This window comes from Labrys methylaminiphilus subsp. lupini, assembly GCF_051161885.1.
Classification (GTDB): domain Bacteria; phylum Pseudomonadota; class Alphaproteobacteria; order Rhizobiales; family Labraceae; genus Labrys.
Window position 1 is genome coordinate 3,391,648 of record NZ_JBMDIH010000001.1, and the last position, 18,512, is coordinate 3,410,159.

Genomic DNA, 18,512 nt, shown 5'->3' on the forward strand with positions numbered 1-18,512 from the left:
AAAGGAATACTCTAATCGGGATGGAGGCGCCAATTCGGTAGCCATCCACACCCAAGATATACGTGCATCCGCCATGTCCAATTTTGTCTACAATCTCATTACCATTGCGGGAAAGCAGGTCGAGATTGATGCCTTTGTCCAACGGTTCTGTGAGGCCTCGGATAAGAAGATTGAACTAAGTCTCGAAAAGGCGGTGCCAATGCCCCGGTCGGCAGGAGTCGCTTGGGCCCGCGCCAATTGGGGCACGCCGGAGGTCGAAGACACACTGGTGATGCACAAGAAAAAAGGTCGGCTCACGCTTGGCTTCTGCAGTACCGATGGGCCGCCTTTTCCGGTCTACGAAATTTACACCAAAGCTTTCCCCGACCTCACTTTTGATGCTCGCTATATCGATCCCGCGAATGAGACCGGCATGGCGGCGCTGGGACAGAAAGGCGAGGTCACGCTGACGGAACTTCTCTTCAGCGAAGAACTTGAGGCAGAATTCGAGCCCATCATTTATGCGGGTACAGAGGACGAAGCCGCATCCGAGAAAACTGAACCACCGATCCCTACGGCTGCGCAGGGTTTCTTCGAACGACCGTTGTCCCCCTTCAAGCATTGGCGTTTTCGCAGAATACAGCACCAATTGGCCGACTATCCCGCCTATGCCCCACCAATCCCGATCCAAACGCATGCCGCCTATCTCAGTACCGCCGAAGGGAGGGTGAACTTCGATGCGCTGATGGCTTCAAAAAACGAGCGTATCAGTTATTTGAAAGCTCTTATGGCGAAGCAAGGGCTGACGCTGGCCCCTACGCAGGAAAGCTTGGCTGACGTCGCCGCTTGGTTTGATCGCAATGGTGGCTACCTCGTTCCCTATGGAGGCCATTACGTCCTTTCCTCTAGGAACTCGGGGAGAAACTTTTCTCGCGTCTGGCATGAACACGCTGTGCCCTGGATCGGCCGATGGGCCGGGCTCAATGTCATTCTGGACCTGTCACTCTATTTCGGTGACCGGCTCATTTCCGCGAATCCCGGGCTGCAGTGGAAGCAATATATTTCGAAAAGGCGCCACAAAGAGCCGCCGTCATGCGAAAATCTTGCCTGTATAGGAAGTGCGGCAAACGACGATCCCTTCTCCATCATCGAATACGTTGAACGCAGGGCCTTGAGCCTTTCTTACGTCCTTCAAGGAGAGCATCGCACGCCGCGCGAGAGTACCTGTGGGGAGCTGAACGCGATGGTGTCACTGCACGAGAGGCCTCGCCCAAATCGGTTTCTCTAGAGAGGCGACATCAATGAAGAACGACGTGCGAATACAACCTCTAAGCAATTCGAAATCGATCATGCGAACGAGTTTTCGGGATGTTTTGACCCACAACTGAACCGTTCAAACAGGTTCTGGAAAGAGCCGGCTCCAAGGCTAGGGTAAAACACGGCGTTAAAGCCAAGCGGCAGTTTGGCTGAAAATGGACATTGCTCGAGGAGGGCGAGGCCGTCGCAAGGTTTCCGTCAGATGGAAATTCGATACCCAACCGTGGATGTTTGGCGTATCCACACGGAACCCGCCATGATCATGACAATTGCTGACTGATAAGGGAGCACCATGAACGATACGGCTGAAGCCGGACACTCGGCCACTCGCGTGGCGCGCGGCGATTTGCTTGTCGCGCCCGAGCTTGCATCCTTTCTGGAGCAGGAGGCCCTGCCCGGCACCGGTTTGGAGGCGCAGGCCTTCTGGGATGGGTTCTCAGCGCTGGTCCGTGACTTCGGACCGCGCAACAAGGCGCTTTTGCAGCGGCGCGATGAACTGCAGGCTCAGATCGACGCCTGGCATCTCGCGCGCCACGGCCAGCCGCATGACCGCAATGCCTACAAGGCTTTCCTCACCGAGATTGGCTATCTGCTGCCGGAGGGCGACAACTTCACCATCGCGACCGAGAACGTGGATCCCGAGATCGCCACGGTCGCAGGTCCCCAGCTCGTGGTGCCGATCACCAATGCGCGATTCGCGCTGAACGCCGCCAATGCGCGCTGGGGCAGCCTCTATGACAGCCTCTACGGTACCGACGCAGGGGGCGGCCCACCGCCGGCCGGCAGCTATAACCGGGGCCGCGGCGCCCGCGTCGTGGCAAAGGCACGGGTTTTTCTCGACGAGGCCTTCCCACTCGAGGGCACGAGCCATGCGGATGCCCGGCGCTATCATGTCCACAACGGCGCGCTTCTTGTCGACGACATGCCACTGGTCGAGCCGGAGAAATTCATCGGCTATCGCGGCCATCCACGCGCGCCCGACGCCGTGCTGCTTCGCAACAACGGATTGCACGTCCAACTGATCTTCAACCGGGCCCACTCGATCGGTAGTCGCGATCAGGCCGGTCTTGCCGACATCCGGCTGGAAAGCGCCATCTCGGCGATCATGGATTGCGAGGATTCGGTTGCCTGCGTCGATGCCGAGGACAAGGTGGTCGCTTATCGCAACTGGCTGGGGCTGATGCGGGGCAACCTGACGGAGACCTTCCGCAAGGACGGTGCCGAGATGACGCGCAAGCTCAACCCCGACCTGACCTTCACGGCACCCAATGGCGGCGAAGTCACGATCAAGGGTCGGGCGCTGATGCTGGTGCGCAATGTCGGCCATCTCATGACCAATCCAGCCATCCTCGACCAGGATGGCGGAGAAGTCTTCGAGGGCCTGATGGATGCGATGGTGACCACGCTGATCGCAATGCATGACCTGAAAAAGTCCGAGGGCCTGCGCAATTCGGTCGCCGGCTCGGTCTATGTCGTCAAGCCCAAGATGCACGGGCCCGACGAGGTCGCCTTCGCCGACGAGGTCTTCGCCCATGTCGAAGCGGTGCTGGGCCTGCCCAAGCATACGGTCAAGCTGGGGGTGATGGACGAAGAACGGCGCACCAGCGTCAACCTGATGGAGTGCATCCGAGCGGCGAAGCATCGCATCGTCTTCATCAATACCGGTTTCCTCGATCGCACCGGGGACGAGATCCATACCTCGATGGAGGCCGGCCCGTTCAGCCGCAAGGACTTCATCAAGCGCAAGGACTGGATCGTCGCCTACGAAAACCAGAACGTCGACATCGGCCTGCAATGCGGCTTTTCGGGCAAGGCCCAGATCGGCAAGGGCATGTGGGCGATGCCGGACCGGATGGCGGCCATGCTGGAAGCCAAGATCGAGCACCCCAAGGCCGGCGCCAATTGCGCCTGGGTACCGAGCCCGACGGCGGCAACGCTCCATGCCCTGCATTACCACAAGATCAACGTCTTCGCGGTGCAGGCCGCGCTGGCGAAAGGCGGCAGGCGCGCCTATGTCGAGACGATCCTCGAAATTCCGGTCGCAAGCTACCAGAAGTGGCTGCCCGAGCAGATCCGCCGTGAGGTCGAGAACAATGCGCAGGGCATCCTCGGCTATGTCGTGCGTTGGATCGATCAGGGCATCGGGTGTTCGAAGGTGCCAGATATCAACGATGTCGGGCTGATGGAGGATCGCGCGACCTGCCGCATCTCGGCGCAGCATGTCGCCAACTGGCTTCACCACGGCATCGTCGATGAGGACGAGGTCAGGCAGATCATGCGTCGCATGGCGGAGGTCGTGGATCGCCAGAACGCCGGCGATCCCCACTACCGTGCGATGGCTCCCGCTTTCGACGGGGTGGCATTCCGTGCGGCATGCGATCTGGTCTTCGAGGGCCGCTCGCAGCCGTCGGGCTATACCGAGCCGCTGCTTCATGCGCGCCGGCGCGAATTCAAGGCAGCCCAGGCGCTTAGTTCTGCTGAGTGAAAGAAGCATCCTTACCCTCTTCTCCCGAGGAGGGTAAGGAAGGCTGGTTATCCCAGCTCGGACAGGGTCTGCCTGGCCTCCACATGCTCGGGGTCGAGCTCGACCAGCCTCTCGAAGATCTTCCGGGCTTCCTCGCTCTTGCCGAGGGCGCGTGCCGAACGGCCAAGGCCGACAAGGGCCTCCGGCGAGGAGGGCCTCAAGGCCACGGCCTGCTGGTAATGGGCAGCGGCCGGCTCGGCCCGTTCATTGTGCAAGAGGAGATCGCCAAGGCCGATATGGGCTTCGGCATGGTTCGGTTCGAGCTTCAGGCAGGCAAGATAGGCCTGCAGCGCCTCGTCGCCTCGCTCGAGCGAGGCAAGCAGATTGCCGTAATTATAATGGGTGTCGGCCGCCTTGGGATCGAGCTTCAAGGACGAACGGAAGCAATATTCCGCACGCGAGGCATTGCCGAGGCCACGATTGGCGAGGCCCAGCCGCATCTGTGCGTCGGCGCTGCCGGGATTGATCTCGACCGCCCGGCGGAGCACCTTCTCGGCCTCGTCATGCACGCCGCGCTGCAGCAAGAGCGTGCCAAGCAGGTTCAGGGCGTTGAAATCCCCAGCGCGACTGGCCAGGATCTCGCGATAGCCGGCCTCGGCGGCATCGAGCCGGCCTTCGCGATGATGCTCGACGGCTTTCTTCAACTTTGCTTCGGCGGCCATGCTGCGGTGTCCGGATGGTGCGGGAGAGATTGCCGGACCTTGTGGCGGATCGGGCTGCAAAGGTCAATCCAGACCCGCACCTAAGCGTTTTGCGATTTGGTAGATTCACCGAGAATCGCAAAAGCACAGCGAAACAAGGGCTTAGAGCAAATGGACGTCCACACTCGAGGCGTTTTGCTCAGAGGGCGTCGAATGCTTTGTTCAATGCGTCCTGCCTGGCATAGAGATCCTTCAGGATGCCCTGCATCTGCGCCAGGATCGCCGGATCGTCGGTGAGCAGACCGTTGCCTTGTACCTGGATCTTGCTCTGGTTCTGCCGCACGAAGGTGACGAGCTTCTTCATCTGGTCGGTCACCCCCGTCCATTGCGGCTCCAGATTTGCCCAGTCGCGACCGCGCTTGGACACAGTACGATCATAGGCCTTGTCGTAGACGGCCTTCAATTCATCCGGCAACTGCAACCGGGCCCTGGCCGTATCCGCCGTGTCGACCAAAATCTTGGTTTCCTTGACCCGTCGCAGGAAGCTTTCACTGAACTTGTCGAGCAAAGTCGGATCGGCGATCAACTCCGGTGCGCCGGGCATGCGCATGGCCTTGTTGCCGTTGCGACCCACGCCCGTGCGCTGGTTCATGCCATCGAAGAACGCCTGCATGACCTTGAAGCTGTCCGCGTAAGGGCCGAAGGCTTCTTCCTGGCGGGGTGTCATGACCGGAAATGTCGTCTCATCCTTGTTATCGACCAAGCGGGCCTGCAAAAACTCCATATAGGCCTTGCGCTGCTCTGGCTCCTTGCTGAAGCAAGCCGCTAGAAGCAGGCACAGCCCGATGGACAGCCACAACGGCGATTTGCGAAGCATGGTTTTCACGTGACCCTTGATTGGAAATGAGTGGATAGGGCTATGGAACAGCTGCCCTTGTTTTGGCAATAGGCTCATCCGCCGAAATTACCTTCCAAGAATGTTGGGAATTTCTTCGGTAACTGTCCTTACGGAATCGCTCCAATGATCTCGGACAATGACGCTCCTGACGTGCGTCTTCTGCCAGATCAGAGCACAGAACATTGTCATTCTCGCGAGAATAACCCTACGTCTTAGCGAGCCGTGCCCCCGCTTGGTTGATATGGGGGTGTAGTCGAATACTCCTTGTCCACGACACCTGGATGTAACGTACGGGACTCTGTTTCTCCATCGGAGCCACTAGGATAGCTTGCGTCAGGGCCCCCAGCCTGCCGAAATGCATACTCACTTCTATTGAATTGTGTTGGCGCCTTGCTCGTATAGGCTGGTGCGAGTGCGCTCCGGAATTGATCATGAGCAAAGGAACTCTCATGTCCGTCGTCTCGCCGTCATCCGACCAGCCAGGAAGCAAGCCTCTAGGCATCGGACAGATCATCGCCGATGCCTTCAGCGTCAGCCTGAGGAATTATGGCTGGGTGTTCCTGCTCCAGCTCGCGGTGTTCGCCATTTTCTTCGGCTTGCTCGGCTCGTTTTTCTGGGCGGCATTGAGCGGTGACCGGTTGGCGGCCCAATTGGCGATCCAAAGGAACATCGCCTTATTCTACCTGCTGCTCCTGGCGGCGGGCTTCCTGTCGCTCGCCTTCTATTGCGCGATGATCCGCTTGCTTCATGATCGTTACGCCGATCCCGCCAAACCTTTCATGGCAGCCTGCCTGGCCGGCGCCAGGAGATTCCTGCCCGTCTTCGGTTTATTGCTGATCTATATTCTTGCCTACATCGCGTTCTACCTCATCGCCGCTTTGATCAGCCTTGTGTTCCTTGGCATTGGCGCTCCGCCCGGCTTCCTCATCGTCGCTGCGTTGATCATCGGCATTCTTGGTCTCTTCCTGGTCTTTCCCTACCTTCTTTCCTTCGTCATCTGCATCAACGAGGATGTGGGGCCAATCCGCGCGCTCCGCCGCAGCCGCTATCTCAGCGCCGGATACCGCTGGCCTCTTTTCGGCATGATGCTCCTCACCTGGGTGATCTGGCTCGCTTATCTCGTGGTCGTGAATGTCCTGGCTCGCATATTCGGTCCCGGCGGCGGCATCGCGGCTTTGATCATGATGCTGCTGATTTTACCCCTGATGTATGCGTGGCTGATCGGGGTCTATTCGATCGCGGCCTATCGCCTGCGCCTGCTCAAGGACGGAATCGATTTGACCGGCTCCGTCGCGAATGTGTTCGATTGAGACCTCGCGCCTAGAAAAGTTCCCTCTTCTTAGACTCGGGCCGCGAAGCCGTTGCGGCGCTCGCGGCCTCTGCTTATCCAACCATCTTTCAGGCGGGCGGCATCCGATTCCCGGTATGCGCCCTGCCGATCCGGGAATGACGATGCGCTATTTGCTGACATGGGCCGCGGCCGTCACGATGACGGTGGTGTTCTCCTTCGCACCGGCCAGGGCCGACAGCCCGGCCTCGGCCCTGTTCCAGAGCTATCTCGGCCAGGGGCGTATCAGCGAAGCGGACGAACAGATGCTGGCCCTCGCCACCAAGGCCAGCGGCAATGCCGACGCCAGGCTCGGCCTCGGCATGGTGCGCACGGCGCGGGCGCTCGAACATTTGTCGCAGGCCCTCTACAAATATGGCTTCGCCACCGAAATGCCGGCGATGCGGGCGCTCGGCCTCTCGGGCACCGTCTTCAGCACCAATCCCGATCCGCAGCCCATCACCTATAAGGACTTTCGCGGCATCCTCGCCACGTTCCTGGCCGATCTCGAAAAGGCCGACCAGACCCTGGCTGAGGTCGGCGACAGCCCCGCCAAGCTGACGGTCGATCTTTCCGTCACCCGCTTCGACTGGAACGGCGACGGCATCATCGACGAGCGCGACCATATCGGAGCAGCCATTTCCGACATCGACGATGCCGGCAAGCCCAAGCCCTTCATCGTCGCCTTCGACACGGCCGACGCCAAATGGCTGCGTGGCTACTGCAATTTCCTGATGGCCCTGACCAAGACCCTGTTGTCGCACGACATGTCGCGCAGCTGGGACGCGGGCTTCGGCAGCCTGTTTCCACATGCCATCAGCGGCCTTGCCAAGGCCAATGGCGGCGATGGTGGCGACGGATTGGGCATGACCCTGTTCGGCACGAGCAAGCGTGACACCGACGCCATCGCCGATCTGATCAGCCTGGTGCATACGATCGACTGGCCGGTGGCCGACAAGGCGATGTGGCTGGAGGTGCGCGACCATATCAAGACGGTAATCCGGCTCAACCGTGAGACCTGGGCGCTGATCGGCAAGGAGACCGACGACGATCACGAATGGCTGCCGGGCCCGCGGCAGAAGAGCGGCGTCCTGCCCTCCCTCGACGTAACGCAGGAGCGTATCGACTCATGGCTTGCGCTGCTCGGCCAGGTCGAGCAGGTGCTGGACGGCAAGTTGCTGATGCCGCATTGGCGTTTCACCAAGGGCGTCAATCTCGCCAGGGTCTTCGAGCAGCCCGGCAATTTCGACCTGGTGCTGTGGATCACCGGCCCAGGCGCCTTGCCTTTCCTCGACAATGGCAAGGTGATGGATGCAGAGGCCTGGGGCCAGGCGACCAGTATCTTCGGCGGCGACGTCGCGAGCTACGCCTTCTATTTCAATTGAGCGGGCGCCCGGCCGCGGCATCCGGCGCAAGCAGGCGTCTCTTCAGGCGAACGATCGCCTCGCGCTGCAAATCGCTGGCCTCGCCATAGGCATTGGCGACCTCGCCCAGCATATCGATAAGCTGTTGGCGCTCCGGCAGGGACAGGCGCGCCCGCAGAAGGGGCGCCAATTCCTCGGCGACCGGCGTGAACACCCGGCCGCGATCCGTCAATTGCAAGGCCTGCTCATACACATGCTCGCGATCGCCGATCCCGAGTGGATCGGCCATAAGAGCGAGGATCGTGTCCCGCTCGGCCCGGGTCAGCAAGCCATTGGTGCGGACAAGCTGTATCATCAGGACGACGGCCGCGAGCCTCGGATCATCGATGGTCTTGAGAGAGGCGCGCTCGAGCGCCTGCGGCCGAACCGTGTCGGAACCCCGGTCGAGCGGAAGGGGGACAACTTTCGGCACGGTCTCGAGGCGGCGGCCCGCCGCCGGCTTGCGGGCCTTGCCGCGCAACAGCCAGAACAGACCGACGAGGGCGGCCACGAATGCCCCGATCAGGATCGCCCTCGGCCCCTCCAGCAAGACCAGGCTGGTAATCAGCAGTGCGATAATCCAGATCGCATTCTTACGCAGGAAATCCATCGGCCGTGCCACCCGATCGAGACGGCGCGCATCTGCGCCGGCCACCCCAAAGCGTCTTTGCGCTTTGCTCTGTCAACCAGCATCCCCCATAGCCGTCCGCATGGCGGCGAGCAAGGGATGGTCGGGCCGCTGGCCGTCCCAGGCGTCGAAGCTCAGCACGGCCTCCGGCGGCAGGCGCTGGCGCCAGCCCTTCACTTCCAGCTCCGGCCGGGCATAGGCTTCGTGCACATAACCAAGGCACAGATAGGCGACCGGAATTACGCGCTCGGGAATGCCCAGTGCCGCACGCAGGCGCACGGGATCGACGATGCTGACCCAACCGACCCCAACGCCCTCGGCCCGTGCCGCCAGCCAGATGTTCTGCACCGCGCAGACGGTGGAGTAGCGGTCCATGGCCATGTCATGGGTGCGGCCGAGCACCACGGGGCCGGCGCGGTCTGGATCGCAGGTGATGCACAGATTGACCGGGGAATCGAGGATGCCGGCAAGCTTCAGCGAGCGGTATTGCGCCTGCTTCTGCGGCGGAAACATCGCCAACGCTTCCGCATTGGCCTCCTCGAAGAGGGCCTGCACCTTGCCCCGGGCCTCAGGGCACCGCAGCACCAGGAAACTCCAGGGCTGCATGAAGCCGACCGACGGCGCATGATGCCCGGCCACGAGGATGCGCGCGAGGACATCGTCCGGAACGGGTTGCGGACTGAATTGGCTGCGGACGTCCCGCCTGGTGAAGATGGCGCGATAGACGGCGTCGCGTTCGGCCGGTGAAAACGGCCCGGAGGGCGCAAGCGCTCCCGTGGATGGGTCCATCGTCATTCCCCTTGCGATGGCAATCGCCGCGCCGTCCACGCGCGCCGATCTATCGCCTCCGGCCGGTCTTCTGACTTGGGATCCACCCATCCGGACGCCTTCCCCGCAGAGCGAGTGGCCTGAAACCTGCCCGGATAGTCCCCCTTACAGCGTTGGGCACGTCGCGGCTTCAAACCGCGTTCCCGATTCTCCCGCAAGCGGGCACCGAAGGTCTTGCGGATGTAGCATGGGAGGTGCCGGCTGCCCAGCCGTTTGGGACGCTGATGCCGAGCGGCCGGCGGCGAAGTGGACAGGGTGCAGGCTTGTGGCCTAGAATCGTCGGCTAGGCTTTCGGGCAATGAAGCATCCTGGCAATCGCGCAATGAACAAGATCGACCTCAAACGACGCGCCGGCGATCACCCCGATCCCCTGGAACAGGCCAATCCCGTGCGGCTCGGCACCCGCCTTCGCCTGGCCCGGCAGACAAGGGGGCTGACGCTGAAGGCCCTGGCGACGGCCGCGGACTGTTCGGAAAGCCTGCTGTCCAAGATCGAGAACGGCAAGGCCTCCCCCTCCCTGCCCATGCTGCATCGCCTCGTGGAGGTCCTCGGCACCAATATCGGCTGGATGTTCGAGGAATCGGATAGCGAAGAGGGTATCGTCTTTCGCGCCGGCTCGCGCCCCCTGATCTCGCTGGACCCGCTCCGCCGGGGCGAGGGCATCTCGCTGGAACGGGTGATCCCCTATTCGCCCGGTCATCTCCTCCAATGCAACATCCACCACATCGAGGCCGGCGGCGAGAGCGCCGGGCCGATCCAGCACCAGGGCGAGGAAGTCGGCTATGTGCTGACCGGAACCGTGGAGCTGATGGTCGGTGAGCGTACCTTCAAGCTCTCTGCCGGCGATACCTTCGTGTTCAAGTCGGAATTGCCTCATTGGTACCGCAACACCGGAACGGAGCGCGCGAGCATCTTCTGGGTCAACACGCCTGCCACCTTCTAACGCCTCACGCCGTCGGCGTTTCAAGAATCCCCGAGACCGCCATTCAAGTAACTTGACATGAATTCAAGTCTCTTGAATGATGCTGATGTCAGAACTGAGAATGAGCCCGGCACGGGCCATCCATGAAGGGAACTGAAATGCGGCTTTCAAAATATCTCGCCGGCTGCTCGGCAGCGGCAGCCCTGGCGCTGTCCCTAGGATCGGTGTCCGCTTTGGCCGACACCTTCGCCCTGGTCACCATCAACCAGCAGGCCCTGTTCTTCAACCAAATCAACGAAGGCGCTGAGGCCGCCGCCAAGGCGGCCGGCGCCAAGCTCGTCATCTTCAACGCCAACAATGTTCCGAGCGCCCAGAACGATGCGATCGAGAACTACATCACCCAGAAGGTCGACGGCATCATCCTGATCGCCATCGACGTCAACGGCGTGAAGCCCGCCATCACCTCCGCCAAGAAGGCCGGCATCCCCGTCATCGCCATCGATGCCCAGATCCCCGACGGCGACAATGTCTCCTTCGTCGGCGTGGATAATCTCAAGGCCGGCGAGGACATCGGCAAGTTCTACGCCGACTACGTCAAGTCCAAGCTGGATGGCACCGCCAAGATCGGCGTGGTCGGCGCTCTCAATTCCTACATCCAGAACCAGCGGCTGGATGGCTTCAAGAAGGCGGTGACGGCCAGCGGCCTCAAGGTCACCTTCCTCGACACCGTCGACGGCCAGAACGTGCAGGACGTGGCGCTGAGCGCGGCCGAGAACCTGATGACGGCCAATCCCGACATGACCACGCTCTATGCCACCGGCGAACCGGCCCTTCTCGGCACCGTGTCCGCCGTGACCAGCCAGGGGCGCACCGAAGGCGTCAAGGTCTTCGGCTGGGACCTGACCAAGCAGGCCATCGAAGGCATCGACCAGGGCTGGGTCACCGGCGTGATCCAGCAGGATCCGGCCGGCGAGGGCAAGGCCGCGGTGGAAGCCCTGGCCAAGCTCAAGAAGGGCGAGAAGGTCGAGCCGATCATCAACGTTCCCGTGACGATCGTCACCAAGGAGAACGTCGACAAGTTCCGGGGCATGTTCAAGTAACGGGCTGACAGGCCCCCACGCATAGTTGGGCCCAGGCCCGCTGCTCTTCGAGCCGCGGGCGGGGCATCTCATTGCCAGGCGGAACCATGATGGACAGTGGCGACCCCTACCGCGTCAAGATGACCGGTATCTCCAAGCGATACAACACGATCCAGACCCTGGACGACGTATCGCTGATGCTCAGGCCCGGCGAGGTGCTGGGACTGGTCGGCGACAATGGCGCCGGTAAATCGACCCTGAGCAAGGTGCTTTCGGGCGCCGTGATCCCCGACACCGGCACGATCGAGATCGACGGCAAGGTGCAGTCCTTCGCCTCCCCTGCCGATGCCCGCGCGGCGCGGGTGGAGATGGTCTATCAGGACCTGTCGCTGTGCGACAGCGTCGATGTCGCCGGCAATCTCTTCCTCGGCCGCGAGCCCAGGCACCGCATCCTCGGCGTTCCCTTCCTCGACCAGCGCCGCATGCACGACCAGGCCCGCGACATGCTCGACAAGCTCGGCATCGTCATCGCCGATACCAGGCTGAAGGTCGAGAACCTCTCCGGTGGCCAGCGCCAGTCGATCGCCATCGGCCGCGCCGCTTCCTTCAATCCCTCCGTGCTGATCATGGACGAGCCTACGGCCGCCCTGGCCGTCGCCGAAGTCGAGGCGGTGCTCGAACTGATCCGCACCGTCAGCGCCCGCGGCGTCAGCGTCATCCTGATCACCCACCGCCTGCAGGACCTCTTCCTCGTCTGCGACCGCATCCAGGTGATGTATGAGGGTCGCAACGTCGCCGAGCGCCGGATCGAGGACACCAATATCGAAGAGGTGGTCAACCTCATCGTCGGCCGCAAATTCAACGCCCGCTCCGCCGGCGCCGCCCAAAAGAACGGCTCTCCCCAGGACAACGGAGCCCGCGCATGACGGCCTCATCCACCACCCCCGCCCATCGCCCCCGCGTCCACAAGGCGCGCTGGCGCGACAAGGCGATGGCGAATGGCAGCATCATTTCGATCGCCCTGTTCTTCATCTTCGTCTGCCTGGTCTTCTCGATCTGGACCGACGCCTTCCTCACCACCCCCAACCTGCTCAACATCGTGCGCCAGTCGGCACCGCTGCTGATCGTGGCGGCCGCAATGACCTTCGTGATCACGACGGGCGGCATCGATCTTTCGGTCGGCTCGGTGCTGGCGCTCGCGGCGACTCTGTCGGCGGCCTCGCTGCAGGCCGGGATTCCCTGGCCCCTCGTCATCGTGCTGATGCTGGCAATGGGCGGCGTGATCGGCGCCATACAGGGCTTCTTCATCGCCTATGAACGCATTCCCGCCTTCATCGTCACCCTGGCGGGCCTGTCGGTGATCCGAGGCCTCGCTCTCCTGATCACCGCCGGCTATTCGATCCCGGTCGAGGCCCAGAGCCCCTTCACTGCGATCGGGCGCGCCTGGTTCCTCGGCGTGCCCGTGCCCGCCCTGATCGCCCTCGTGGTGCTGGTGATCGCCTTCCTCGTCTTCAACCGGACGCCCTTCGGCCGCTATGTCACCGGCGTCGGCGCCAATGCCGAGGCTGTCCGGCGCGCCGGCATCAACACCCGCTTCGTGGTGCTGTGTGTCTATATCCTCTCCAGCATGGCGGCCGCCGCGGCCGGCGTCATCCTGGCGGCGCGCCTTGGCTCCGGCTCCTCCAATGCCGGCCAGGGTTTCGAGCTCGACGTCATCGCCGCGGTGGTCCTGGGCGGCACCAGCCTGTTCGGCGGGCGCGGCACCGTTGTCGGCACGGTGCTGGGCGCCCTGACGGTGGCGGTCATCGCCAACGGCCTGGTGCTGGCGCATATGTCACCCTTCCTGACTCCGATCGTCACCGGCTCGATCATCCTGATCGCCATCTGGCTCAATTTCCGCCTGTTCAAGGGCGCGATGAGGAGCCATTGAGCATGGATCACCTGTTCCAGCCCCGTCCCGCCGAACGCAAGCCGATCGGCATCCGATCCGGCACCGCCATGACCGTGCTCGGCCCGGTGCCGGTGGACGACCTCGGCATCACCCTGATGCACGAGCACATCCTGCTCGATGGCGCCCGCACCTGGAAATGCCCCTGCCATCCGGACGAGAAAGCGATCGCCGAGCAGGCGGTGAATATCGAGATCATCGGCGAGTTGCGGATGAACCCCTATATGAATCGCGACAATGTCTCGCTCGACGACAGTGACCTCGCTTTGTCCGAGCTCAAGCGCTTCCAGGCGCTCGGCGGCCATACGGTGATCGAGGCCACCAATATCGGCATCGGCCGGGCACCCGAGAAGCTGGCACGCATCTCCCGCGCTTCCGGCATGAAGATTATCATGGGTACCGGCTTCTATCTGGAGCCGACCCATCCGGACTGGCTGAAGGCAATGGATGTCGAGGCGGTGACGCAGTTCATCGTCAACGATGTCGGCGGCGGGCAAGAGCAGCCGCAGATCATGGCGGGGATCATCGGTGAGGTCGGCGTCAGCAAGGACTTCACGGCGGAGGAGGAAAAGTCGCTGCGCGCCTCGGCGCGCGCAGCCGGGATCACCGGCCTGCCGCTCTCCATCCATCTGCCGGGCTGGGAGCGTCTCGGCCATCGCGTGCTCGACATTGTCGAGGCCGAGGGCGCCGATCCCAGGCATACCGTGCTCTGCCACATGAATCCGAGCCATGCCGACCTGCCCTATCAGCGGGCCCTGGCCGAGCGCGGCGCCTTCCTCGAATACGACATGATCGGCATGGACTATTATTTTGCCGACCAGGACGCCCAGTCCCCTTCCGACGAGCAGAACGCCACCGCGATCCGCGCGCTGGTCGACATGGGCTTCACCGACCGCCTGCTGCTGTCGCAGGACGTCTTCCTGAAGATCATGCTCACCCGCTATGGCGGCTTCGGCTACGGCTTCATCCTCAAGCATTTCGTGCCCCGCCTCCTGCGCCACGGCGTGGAGCAGGCCGCGATCGACCGCGTGCTCGTCGACAATCCCAAATCGGTGTTCTCCGCCGCGGCGTGAGCCCACGACCCCTTTTCCTGGAGCAAAGCGCTTTTTATCGAAAACGCACTTTTGCTCTAACTCTTTGTTCGAACGCGTCTTTGCGATTCTTGGTGATCCCACCAAATCGCAAAACGCTATAGGAGTGACCATGTCCAAGAAGAAGATCCTGCTCGCCGGCGAATCCTGGGTCTCGACCTCGACCCATATCAAGGGCTTCGACCAGTTCCCGACCGCCACCTATCACACCGGCGCGGACGAGCTTCTCGCCGCCCTGAAGGACGGCGCCTTCGACGTGACCTTCATGCCTGCGCATGAGGCCCAGCGCCATTTCCCGCAGACGATCGAGGCGCTTTCCGCCTATGACGCCGTCGTGCTCTCCGATATCGGCGCAAACACGCTGCTGCTCCATCCCGATACCTGGATCCACTCCAAGCCCACCCCGAACCGCCTGCGCCTTCTGCGTGACTATGTGCAGAACGGCGGCGGCCTGTTGATGTTCGGCGGCTATTTCAGCTTCCAGGGCATCAATGGCGGCGCGCGCTACCGCAAGACGCCGGTGGAGGACGTGCTGCCGGTCGAATGCCTTGCTTTCGACGATCGCGTGGAAGTGCCCGAGGGCTACGCCCCCGTCGTCACCGGCGCGGCCGATCATCCGATCTTGCAGGGTCTCGGCACGGAATGGCCCATCCTGCTCGGCTACAACGAGGTGACGCTCAAGCCGGGCGCCGAGGTGCTCGCCACGGTCTCGTCCGACTATGGTTCCCAGCCGCTGCTGGTGACCGGCACCTACGGCAAGGGCCGCACCGTGGCCTGGACGTCCGATGTCGGCCCGCATTGGCTGCCGCCGGGCTTCATCGCCTGGGACGGCTACAAGAAACTGTTCGAGCAGATGCTGGCTTGGGCGACCGAGAAGAATCGGGCGACCACGAAGGGCTGAACCATGGCAGTGCATGTCGTCGGCAATGTCTGTGTCGACACGACCTTCCGGCTGGAGCGTTTCCCGGTTCCCGGCGAAACGCTCAATGCCTCCGGTCACGCCGACGGCATCGGCGGCAAGGGCGCCAACCAGGCCATTGCCGCCTCCCGCACAGGCGCGGACGTGACGCTGTGGGCGGCTGTTGGCGACGACCTGGCGGGAGGCTGGATCACCGATCGTCTCGCCGCGGAAAGTCTCGCCTGCCGCCTCACCGCCAAGCCCCTGCCCACGGATCGCTCGGCGGTGCTGGTGGAAACCGGCGGCGAGAACATCATCGTCACCGGAAGCCTGTGTGCCGAAGCCTTCGATCCCAACGCGGAAACGGATATCGCCGAGCGGATTGCGCCCGGCGATATTGTGGTGATGCAGGGCAACCTGTCGCCCCGGGCCACTTCGGCTTGTCTTGATATGGCCAGGCACCGCGGCGCCTGCACCATTCTCAATCCCAGCCCTCTCCCCGCCGAAACAGGCCCGGCACTGCCGTCGGCCGATATCGTCATCGTCAATGAGGGGGAAGCCCAGGCGCTGACCCGCTGCGACGATCCCGAGCAGGCCGCCGCTGAACTCCTCCGCCAGAAAGCCGGCATCGTCCTCGTCACCCTCGGCCCCCGCGGCTGCCTCATTGCCGAGGGCAGGACCGGAAGCATTCGCCGCCTGCCAGCCCCGGCGGTCACCGCTATCGATACCAGCGGCGCGGGCGATGTCTTCTGCGGCATCTTCGCCGGCGGCATCGATCTCGGCATGGCGCCCGTCGAGGCGACCAGCCTCGCCATTGCCGCCGCTGCCATCGCGGTTGGCCGCAGCGGCACATCGGAGTCCTGCCCCAGCCGGGCGGAGATCCGCGACCTCATCAGGAAATTGGAAACGGAAAAGCCATGACACCCTCCTCCAAACCCATCGGCCAGGCTGCCGGCGATGCGCTGACCAGCCTCTATGGCAGAACCAAGGTCGTCATCGGCGTGGTGCATCTCGCCCCGCTTCCCGGCTCCCCGCGCTATCAGGGCGAAGCGATCGAAGCCATCTATCAGCGCGGCCTCGACGATGCGAAAGCCTATCTGCATGGCGGCTGCGAGGGCGTGATCGTCGAGAATCATGGCGACATCCCCTTCGCCAAGCCCGACGACATCGGCCCCGAGACATCGGCTTATATGTCGGTGATCTCCGACCGCATCCGGCGCGAACTCGGACGCCCCATCGGCATCAACGTGCTGGCCAATGCCGCCATCCCCGCCCTTTCCATCGCCAGCGCCGCCGGCGCGGGCTTCATTCGAGTCAACCAATGGGCCAACGCCTACGTCGCCAATGAAGGCTTCGTCGAGGGCGAGGCTGCCCGCGCCATGCGCTTCCGGGCCAAATTGCGCGCCAACGGCATCCGCATCTTCGCCGACGCCCATGTGAAGCACGGCTCTCACGCCATCGTCGCCGACCGACCGGTGGAGGAACTGGTGAAGGATCTCGTCTTCTTCGACGCCGATGCCATCATCGCCACCGGCCAGCGTACCGGCCATGCCGCGGATCTTGGCTATATCCGCATGATCAAGGAGGCAGCCGGCCTGCCGACCCTCGTCGGCAGTGGCGTTACCCCGGACAATGCCAACGACATCCTCTCGATCGTCGACGGCGTGATCATCGCCAGCGCCCTCAAGCATGACGGCGTATGGTGGAACCCGGTCGACCCCGCCCGTGTGACCGCTTTCATCGCCGGGCTGGCCCGATGACATCTCCGGCTATCAATGCCGAACGATTGCAGCAGCGTCTCGAGGCCTTCGCCCGCATCGGTGCCACGCCGGCGGGCGGCGTCAACCGCCAGGCCCTCAGCCCGGAGGATCGCGCCGCGCGGCGCCTGCTGGCCGAACTGGCCCAGGCCCGAGGCTTCGGGGTCTTCCAGGACGCCATGGCCAATCTCTTCATCCGCCGCGGCGGGCGTGACGACAGCCTGCCGCCTTTGCTGATCGGCAGCCATCTCGACAGTCAGCCCACCGGCGGGCGCTATGACGGAGCGCTCGGCACACTGTCGGCCTTCGAGGCACTCGAAGCATTGGAGGATGCAGGCCTGCAGACGCCGGGTCCCGTCGAGGCAGTCGCCTGGACCAATGAGGAAGGCAGCCGCTTCGCACCCGGCGTGATGGGATCGATGGCCTTTGCCGGCGCTGCGGATCCGGCGCAATGGCAGTTCCTGACCGGGAGCGACGGCGCCTCCTTCTCGGGCGAGTTGGCCGCGACGCTTGCATCCCTGCCTGAAGCGGCCCTGCGCCCCCTCGGCCCCCCCCTGTCGGGCTATATCGAGCTGCATATCGAGCAGGGCCCCTCGCTCGAAAAGGAAGGTCTCGCCATCGGCGTGGTCACGGGCGTCCAGGGCACGCGCTGGCTCAAGGTCACCGTCACCGGCGAGGCCGGCCATGCCGGCACCACGCCGCTACCTTATCGCCGCGACCCGATGGTGGCGGCCGTCGGCATGATGCATCAACTCCAGACCAGCGTGATGCCCTCCGATGCCGATGCGAGGCTGACGGTCGGGCGGATCGCCACCATCCCGGGATCGGTCAACGCCATACCCAAGGCCGTGATCTTCAGCCTCGACCTGCGTCATCCCTCGGCTGGCCGGCTCGAAGCCATCGAGGGCGAGGTGCGGGCCATCTGCCGCGCCGAGGGTGAGAAGCAGGGCTGCTCGGTCGAGATCGCCACCGCCTTCGACATGCCGCCCGGTGTCTTCGCGCCAGAGATGATCGACACCATCGAGGCAACGGCCAACCGTTTGTGCCTGCCCAGCAAGAGGATGGTCTCGGGCGCCTTTCACGACGCGCTGTTCCTTGCCCGCGTGGCGCCGACGGCAATGATCTTCGTACCCTGCCGAGACGGCATCAGCCATAACGAGGCCGAGCATGTCGAGCCTGCGAGCATAAGGGACGGTGCTCGGCTGCTGCTCGAAGCGACGATCGCGGTGGCGCATGGATCGGCAAGGACGGCGTGAAGAAACCTGGTCGGGA

The 18,512-nt window shown here is 63.1% G+C and carries 17 protein-coding genes and 1 riboswitch; of the genes, 13 read left to right on the forward strand and 4 right to left on the reverse strand.

Features of this window, described 5'->3' with window-relative positions:
- Positions 1-73: 73 nt before the first annotated feature.
- Together ACN6KF_RS16015 and ACN6KF_RS16020 are read left to right on the forward strand one after the other, a co-directional pair.
- Positions 74-1,267: a hypothetical protein gene (locus ACN6KF_RS16015; RefSeq protein ID WP_434957790.1), complete on the forward strand. Its 1,194-nt coding sequence runs from the start codon at positions 74-76 to the stop codon at positions 1,265-1,267.
- A gap of 321 nt (positions 1,268-1,588) precedes the next feature.
- The gene (locus tag ACN6KF_RS16020; protein ID WP_434957791.1) at positions 1,589-3,781 is read left to right on the forward strand and encodes a malate synthase G; all 2,193 of its coding nucleotides are present in this window, start codon (positions 1,589-1,591) and stop codon (positions 3,779-3,781) included.
- A gap of 47 nt (positions 3,782-3,828) precedes the next feature.
- Here the strand turns inward: ACN6KF_RS16020 and ACN6KF_RS16025 are convergent, their stop codons facing one another.
- Both ACN6KF_RS16025 and ACN6KF_RS16030 read right to left on the reverse strand, forming a co-directional pair.
- Complete coding sequence (locus ACN6KF_RS16025) at positions 3,829-4,482, reverse strand: tetratricopeptide repeat protein (protein ID WP_434957792.1); 654 nt, start codon at positions 4,480-4,482, stop codon at positions 3,829-3,831.
- A 178-nt stretch (positions 4,483-4,660) separates the two neighbouring features.
- Entirely contained in the window at positions 4,661-5,416 is a 756-nt protein-coding gene (locus ACN6KF_RS16030) for a DUF3053 family protein (protein WP_434957793.1), read from the reverse strand.
- Between the two features lie 374 nt (positions 5,417-5,790).
- On the opposite strand from ACN6KF_RS16030, the gene ACN6KF_RS16035 reads away from it, so the two are divergent.
- Entirely contained in the window at positions 5,791-6,669 is an 879-nt protein-coding gene (locus ACN6KF_RS16035; RefSeq protein ID WP_434957794.1) for a DUF975 family protein, read from the forward strand.
- 136 nt (positions 6,670-6,805) lie between these two features.
- A complete protein-coding gene (locus tag ACN6KF_RS16040) occupies positions 6,806-8,071 on the forward strand; it encodes a hypothetical protein (protein WP_434957795.1) in 1,266 nt (421 codons plus the stop codon).
- Here ACN6KF_RS16040 and ACN6KF_RS16045 read toward each other — a convergent pair.
- Both ACN6KF_RS16045 and bluB read right to left on the reverse strand, forming a co-directional pair.
- Complete coding sequence (locus ACN6KF_RS16045) at positions 8,064-8,744, reverse strand: TerB family tellurite resistance protein (protein ID WP_434957796.1); 681 nt, start codon at positions 8,742-8,744, stop codon at positions 8,064-8,066. The two genes, ACN6KF_RS16040 and ACN6KF_RS16045, sit on opposite strands and share 8 nt — an antisense overlap.
- 27 nt (positions 8,745-8,771) lie before the next feature.
- Positions 8,772-9,506, reverse strand: coding sequence for a 5,6-dimethylbenzimidazole synthase (bluB, locus tag ACN6KF_RS16050; RefSeq protein ID WP_434957797.1), 735 nt, complete (start codon positions 9,504-9,506; stop codon positions 8,772-8,774).
- 43 nt (positions 9,507-9,549) lie between these two features.
- A riboswitch (cobalamin riboswitch) is annotated at positions 9,550-9,730 on the reverse strand.
- A gap of 137 nt (positions 9,731-9,867) precedes the next feature.
- Between bluB and ACN6KF_RS16055 the strand changes: the two genes are divergently transcribed.
- The 9 genes from ACN6KF_RS16055 to ACN6KF_RS16095 all read left to right on the forward strand — a co-directional run bounded on the left by ACN6KF_RS16055 (position 9,868) and on the right by ACN6KF_RS16095 (position 18,496).
- Complete coding sequence (locus ACN6KF_RS16055; protein ID WP_434957798.1) at positions 9,868-10,488, forward strand: cupin domain-containing protein; 621 nt, start codon at positions 9,868-9,870, stop codon at positions 10,486-10,488.
- Positions 10,489-10,625: 137 nt separating this feature from the next.
- Positions 10,626-11,567: an ABC transporter substrate-binding protein gene (locus ACN6KF_RS16060; protein WP_434957799.1), complete on the forward strand. Its 942-nt coding sequence runs from the start codon at positions 10,626-10,628 to the stop codon at positions 11,565-11,567.
- Positions 11,568-11,653: 86 nt separating this feature from the next.
- A complete protein-coding gene (locus tag ACN6KF_RS16065) occupies positions 11,654-12,472 on the forward strand; it encodes an ATP-binding cassette domain-containing protein (RefSeq protein WP_434957800.1) in 819 nt (272 codons plus the stop codon).
- Positions 12,469-13,476 (forward strand): ABC transporter permease, encoded by a 1,008-nt coding sequence (locus tag ACN6KF_RS16070; protein ID WP_434957801.1) that lies wholly within the window; start codon positions 12,469-12,471, stop codon positions 13,474-13,476. Before ACN6KF_RS16065 ends, ACN6KF_RS16070 begins: the two co-directional genes overlap by 4 nt.
- 2 nt (positions 13,477-13,478) lie before the next feature.
- Positions 13,479-14,567, forward strand: a complete 1,089-nt coding sequence (locus ACN6KF_RS16075) for a phosphotriesterase family protein (protein WP_434957802.1) — start codon at positions 13,479-13,481, stop codon at positions 14,565-14,567.
- Positions 14,568-14,697: 130 nt separating this feature from the next.
- Positions 14,698-15,486, forward strand: a complete 789-nt coding sequence (locus ACN6KF_RS16080; RefSeq protein ID WP_434957803.1) for a glutamine amidotransferase — start codon at positions 14,698-14,700, stop codon at positions 15,484-15,486.
- Between the two features lie 3 nt (positions 15,487-15,489).
- The gene (locus tag ACN6KF_RS16085; RefSeq protein WP_434957804.1) at positions 15,490-16,404 is read left to right on the forward strand and encodes a ribokinase; all 915 of its coding nucleotides are present in this window, start codon (positions 15,490-15,492) and stop codon (positions 16,402-16,404) included.
- Positions 16,401-17,243: a BtpA family protein gene (locus tag ACN6KF_RS16090; RefSeq protein WP_434957805.1), complete on the forward strand. Its 843-nt coding sequence runs from the start codon at positions 16,401-16,403 to the stop codon at positions 17,241-17,243. Before ACN6KF_RS16085 ends, ACN6KF_RS16090 begins: the two co-directional genes overlap by 4 nt.
- Positions 17,240-18,496, forward strand: a complete 1,257-nt coding sequence (locus ACN6KF_RS16095) for a Zn-dependent hydrolase (protein ID WP_434957806.1) — start codon at positions 17,240-17,242, stop codon at positions 18,494-18,496. Before ACN6KF_RS16090 ends, ACN6KF_RS16095 begins: the two co-directional genes overlap by 4 nt.
- The last annotated feature ends 16 nt before the right edge of the window (positions 18,497-18,512 follow it).